Here is a 3,780-nt window from a genome sequence, read left to right as displayed (position 1 = left end):
GATTACCGGTCGCCGTTCCCGTTCACCGGTAAGCTCGACAAGATCACCTTCGACCTCGGTCCGACGCTCATGACGCCGGAGGCCATCAAGGCGATGATGGAGGAGCTGGCGAAGAAGCGCGATCGGTGAGGAGAGTTCGACGACTGAGGTTGGCTGCCAACGTGGAGGGAAGGTTCTAATGAGCACATATAAACTTACAATCGCTGCCGCGTTTTCGGTGACCCTGGTTGCGCTTGCGGCGCCGGCTTTCGCGGCGGGGCAGCTCGCGTATTGCAAGGCGGACGCGGAACGCCTTTGCCCAGGCGTTCGTCCGGGCGGCGGCGCGCTGAAGAACTGCCTCAAGGAGCACGAAAACGAGGTGAGCATCGGCTGTGGGAAAGAGCTGAAGAAGCTCAAAGCCGAAATGGGGAAGTGAGGGCGCGGTCGGCTTAGAGCCGCTCAAACTGTCGAAGACCGTCAGGCGGCGCGCTTCACGCCGCCTCTCGGCGTCCTATCGACGGGGTGCAGGCCGTCCTGGCGACGACGTGACGATCGGGTGGGAGCCGCGCAATGCGGCCCTCCAATCGGAATCTGGGGGTTGTCTGGAATTCATAAACTGCGTCTAGAGGGAGGCGCTGGGTTGGCCGCGCCGATTCGCACTTTGCGGCGGAGGGATGAGATGCGACATCGAGGACAGGGAACAATGGAATTGAAGTTGCTTGCGCGCAAGCGCCCGTCCGGAGCCTCGGCGGCCGCATTCGCGGCATGTGTGGCGGTCGGCCTCGCCGCGCATCCGTCGCTCGCCCAGAACGCGCCGGCCCCGACGGCGCCGGCTCCAGCGGCGCCCGCCGCTCCGGCTCAACCCGCTTCTCCGGCGCCCTCCCTCGAGCCCAAGGCGATCGAGATTCTCAAGGCGACGAGCCAGAAACTCGCCGCGGCGAGGACCCTGGCCTTCACCGCGGTCAGCACCTACGAGCGCGCCGCCCGCAATGGACAGCCGCTCTACTACAGCTCGATCCACGAGGTGACGGTCGAGCGGCCCGACAAGCTCAGGGTCATCACGCCCGGCGACGGCACGCCGGACGAATTCTATTACGACGGCAAGACCATGATGGCGTACGTGCCGTCGTCCAACGTGGTCGCCGTCGCGGACGCCCCGCCGACGCTCGACAAGCTGCTCGACGAGGCCTGGGAAAAGGCGGCGATCTACTTTCCTTTCGCCGACGTGCTCGCGTCCGATCCTTACGCGGAACTGTCGAAGACGCTGAAATCCGCCTTCTACGTCGGCCGCTCGATCGCAGTCGGCGGCGTGCCGACCGACATGATCGCGCTCACGGGCGACGAGGTCGCGGCGGAAGTGTGGATCGGCGTCGCCGACCATCTGCCGCGCCAGGTGCGCGTCGTCTACGCCAACGAGCCGGCGCATGCGCGCTACCAGACCGTGTTCTCGAACTGGCGGCTCAACCTCCCGGTCTATCCGGCGACGTTCGCCAATCCGAAGGCGCTCAAAGCGGAGCACATCGAGTTCGCCCCGCCCGGCGACGCAACGCCTCCGCCGGAGGTCAACCAGCCGCCCGCGGAGAAGAAACAATGAGCCCCGCTCGTTCAAGAGGTCATGCGATGAAATCCTTGATGCTGGCGGCGACGGCCGCGCTCGCGGTCGCGGCCGCGATCGAGCCTGCGGACGCCTGGATGCGGGCGGGCGGCGGCTTTGGCGGAAGCTGGGGCCATACCGCCGGCGGCGGCTTCTATCACGCGGGCGACGCCGGCGGGTTCTCGCACGCCACGGAAGTGGGCCCCGGCGGCGTCGCGCACGAGAGCGACGCGGGCGGCGCCTGGCACGGCTCGGCGGCCAACGGCTACGGCGCCTATCACGGCGGCGACTACGGCGGCTACTACCACGGGACCTACGCCAACCCTTACGGCGCGTATCACACCGGGGCCTACGGCGCGTACTACCATCAGCCCGTCGTCGTGAACTCATACGGGGCCGGCTGCTACAATTGCGGCTACGGCGGCTGGGGCGCGGCGGCGGCCGGCGCCGCGGTTGGCGCGGCCGCGGTCGGCGCGGCCGTGGCCGCAACGACATGGCCGGTCGGCGCGACATACGGCTATTTGCTGGCGGGCTGCGTGTATGTCCACCGGCCGATTCGCTCCTGGTACCAGTGTCCCTCGGGCTGGCTCGAGCCGGTCTATGGGGCGAACGGCCTCTACTATCGGGTCGTGCCGGCGCCGCTTTGAGCGCGCGCGACAGCGCCTTTCGCCAAACGCCTCTAACGGATCAGATTCGCGACTCAAAAAGTCTAACAGAGACGGAGCAAACAGCATGCGGAAGACCATCATGATCGGCCTGTGCGCGGGCCTCGTTGCGCTCGTCGCAGCGCCGCTCGGCGCAGCTGCCCAGGATGCGATCTCCGCACCCGGTCAGAAGACGATCGGTCAGCCGGCCAAAGACGCCATGATCCCGTCGCTGGCGGTCATTAATTCGCGCGGGGCAAACCTCCAGGGCTCCACTCTGACGCTGACCGGCGTGTCGCCAAATTCCATCGTCTTCGCCGATCGGCCGTTCCGGGCCGCTGGGCACGTCCTGACCAAGCATTTCATCAGGGAATGGGACGAGGGAAGCGACAGTTTCGCCAAGGATCCCCCGAACGCCACGATATCGGTGCTCGGCGCGGACGGCGAATCCGTCGAGGACGCCGTCGTGGTCCTGAAGGCGCCAAAGCTCGAAGGCGACAATTTGACATTCGAAGTGTCGGTTCTCGAAGGAAACCTGGCTAAGGCGACGGGACCCGCGTCGCTTTTCATCGACTGGTTCGCGGCGCGCGGCTACGGCGGACGGGCGGTCGTCGGCGGCGTTGGCTATCATGGCGGCGCGTGGGGCGGCGCATGGCATGGGGCCTGGTACGCTCATCCCGTCGGGGTGGGAGCAGGCGCCGCGATTGGCGCGGCTGCAGTCGGAGCGGCGGCCGCAGGCGCATACTATCACCCGTACTACGCGCCGCCGCCGCCGGTGGCCTGCGGCTACTACCCTTATCCGCCTTGCTACTGAAAACGACAGCGCGCAAGGAAGCGTCAACGAACGCGGCCGCGGCGCGCGTTCACACGCAGTTCACCGAAACCGCCGTAAGACCTCAAATGTGGAGTCCCGAATGAAAAAGTTCCTGCTGATGTCAAGCGTTGCGATGATGGCGATGGCCGGCGCGGCCAAGGCCGATCCTGTCGATCTCTCGGCCTATGCCGATGCGAACGGCTTTATCGACGTGCAGGCGCTGACCTGCGGCCAGCTCGCCAACACTTATCAGGAAGACGCCAACGCGCTGTCGAGCTGGTACAGCGGCTGGTACAACGGCCTTGCCCACAAGCACTACGCCGACTTCAAGAAGGGCCGCATCCTTGAGCATCAGGTGATCGAATACTGCAAGCAGCACCAGGACCAGAAGATCATCCACGCCATCGCCGTGCTCCTCAAGGAGGACCGCGCCGAAGGCCTGATGATGGAGAAGTGAGGGGGGGCCCCATGAGAAATCTGCTCTTATCGACCGCGCTTTGCGTCGCGGCGCCTCTGTGTCTGGCGAACGCGGCGGACGCCCAGCAGACCGTGACTTTCCTCTGCGCGGCGCCGGCCGGACACGTGTGCCAGTTCGCGGTGCACACGGGCGGTTCGCAAGTCGCTTTCGCCTTGCCTTCTGGCGAGCGAAAGGAGGTGCCGTGAATCACGCCGCATGCCGACAAATACTGTGTCTGCGACCCCGGCCCGGTGACGCCTGACTGCCAGGCGCCACGCCTCGATCATTGGTG

General features: G+C 66.2%; 6 protein-coding genes. All 6 read left to right on the top strand.

Annotated elements, in window-relative coordinates:
- Nucleotides 1–178 precede the first annotated feature (178 nt).
- The 6 genes from ACLP25_RS17960 to ACLP25_RS17935 all read left to right on the top strand — a co-directional run bounded on the left by ACLP25_RS17960 (nucleotide 179) and on the right by ACLP25_RS17935 (nucleotide 3,694).
- A complete protein-coding gene (locus ACLP25_RS17960; protein ID WP_442470538.1) occupies nucleotides 179–415 on the top strand; it encodes a cysteine rich repeat-containing protein in 237 nt (78 codons plus the stop codon).
- Nucleotides 416–682: 267 nt separating this feature from the next.
- Nucleotides 683–1,573, top strand: a complete 891-nt coding sequence (locus ACLP25_RS17955; RefSeq protein ID WP_442470537.1) for a DUF2092 domain-containing protein — start codon at nucleotides 683–685, stop codon at nucleotides 1,571–1,573.
- A gap of 26 nt (nucleotides 1,574–1,599) precedes the next feature.
- Nucleotides 1,600–2,220, top strand: coding sequence for a hypothetical protein (locus tag ACLP25_RS17950; protein WP_442470536.1), 621 nt, complete (start codon nucleotides 1,600–1,602; stop codon nucleotides 2,218–2,220).
- Nucleotides 2,221–2,305: 85 nt separating this feature from the next.
- A complete protein-coding gene (locus ACLP25_RS17945; RefSeq protein WP_442470535.1) occupies nucleotides 2,306–3,031 on the top strand; it encodes a hypothetical protein in 726 nt (241 codons plus the stop codon).
- A gap of 100 nt (nucleotides 3,032–3,131) precedes the next feature.
- A complete protein-coding gene (locus tag ACLP25_RS17940) occupies nucleotides 3,132–3,488 on the top strand; it encodes an HdeA/HdeB family chaperone (protein WP_442470534.1) in 357 nt (118 codons plus the stop codon).
- 11 nt (nucleotides 3,489–3,499) lie between these two features.
- Nucleotides 3,500–3,694 carry a hypothetical protein gene (locus ACLP25_RS17935; RefSeq protein ID WP_442470533.1) on the top strand — a complete coding sequence of 65 codons (195 nt, stop codon included), beginning with the start codon at nucleotides 3,500–3,502 and terminating at the stop codon, nucleotides 3,692–3,694.
- Nucleotides 3,695–3,780 lie beyond the last annotated feature (86 nt).

The organism is Roseiarcus sp. (assembly GCF_052145395.1).
Lineage (GTDB): Bacteria > Pseudomonadota > Alphaproteobacteria > Rhizobiales > Beijerinckiaceae > Roseiarcus.
This window is presented reverse-complemented; position numbering and strand designations above follow the sequence as displayed.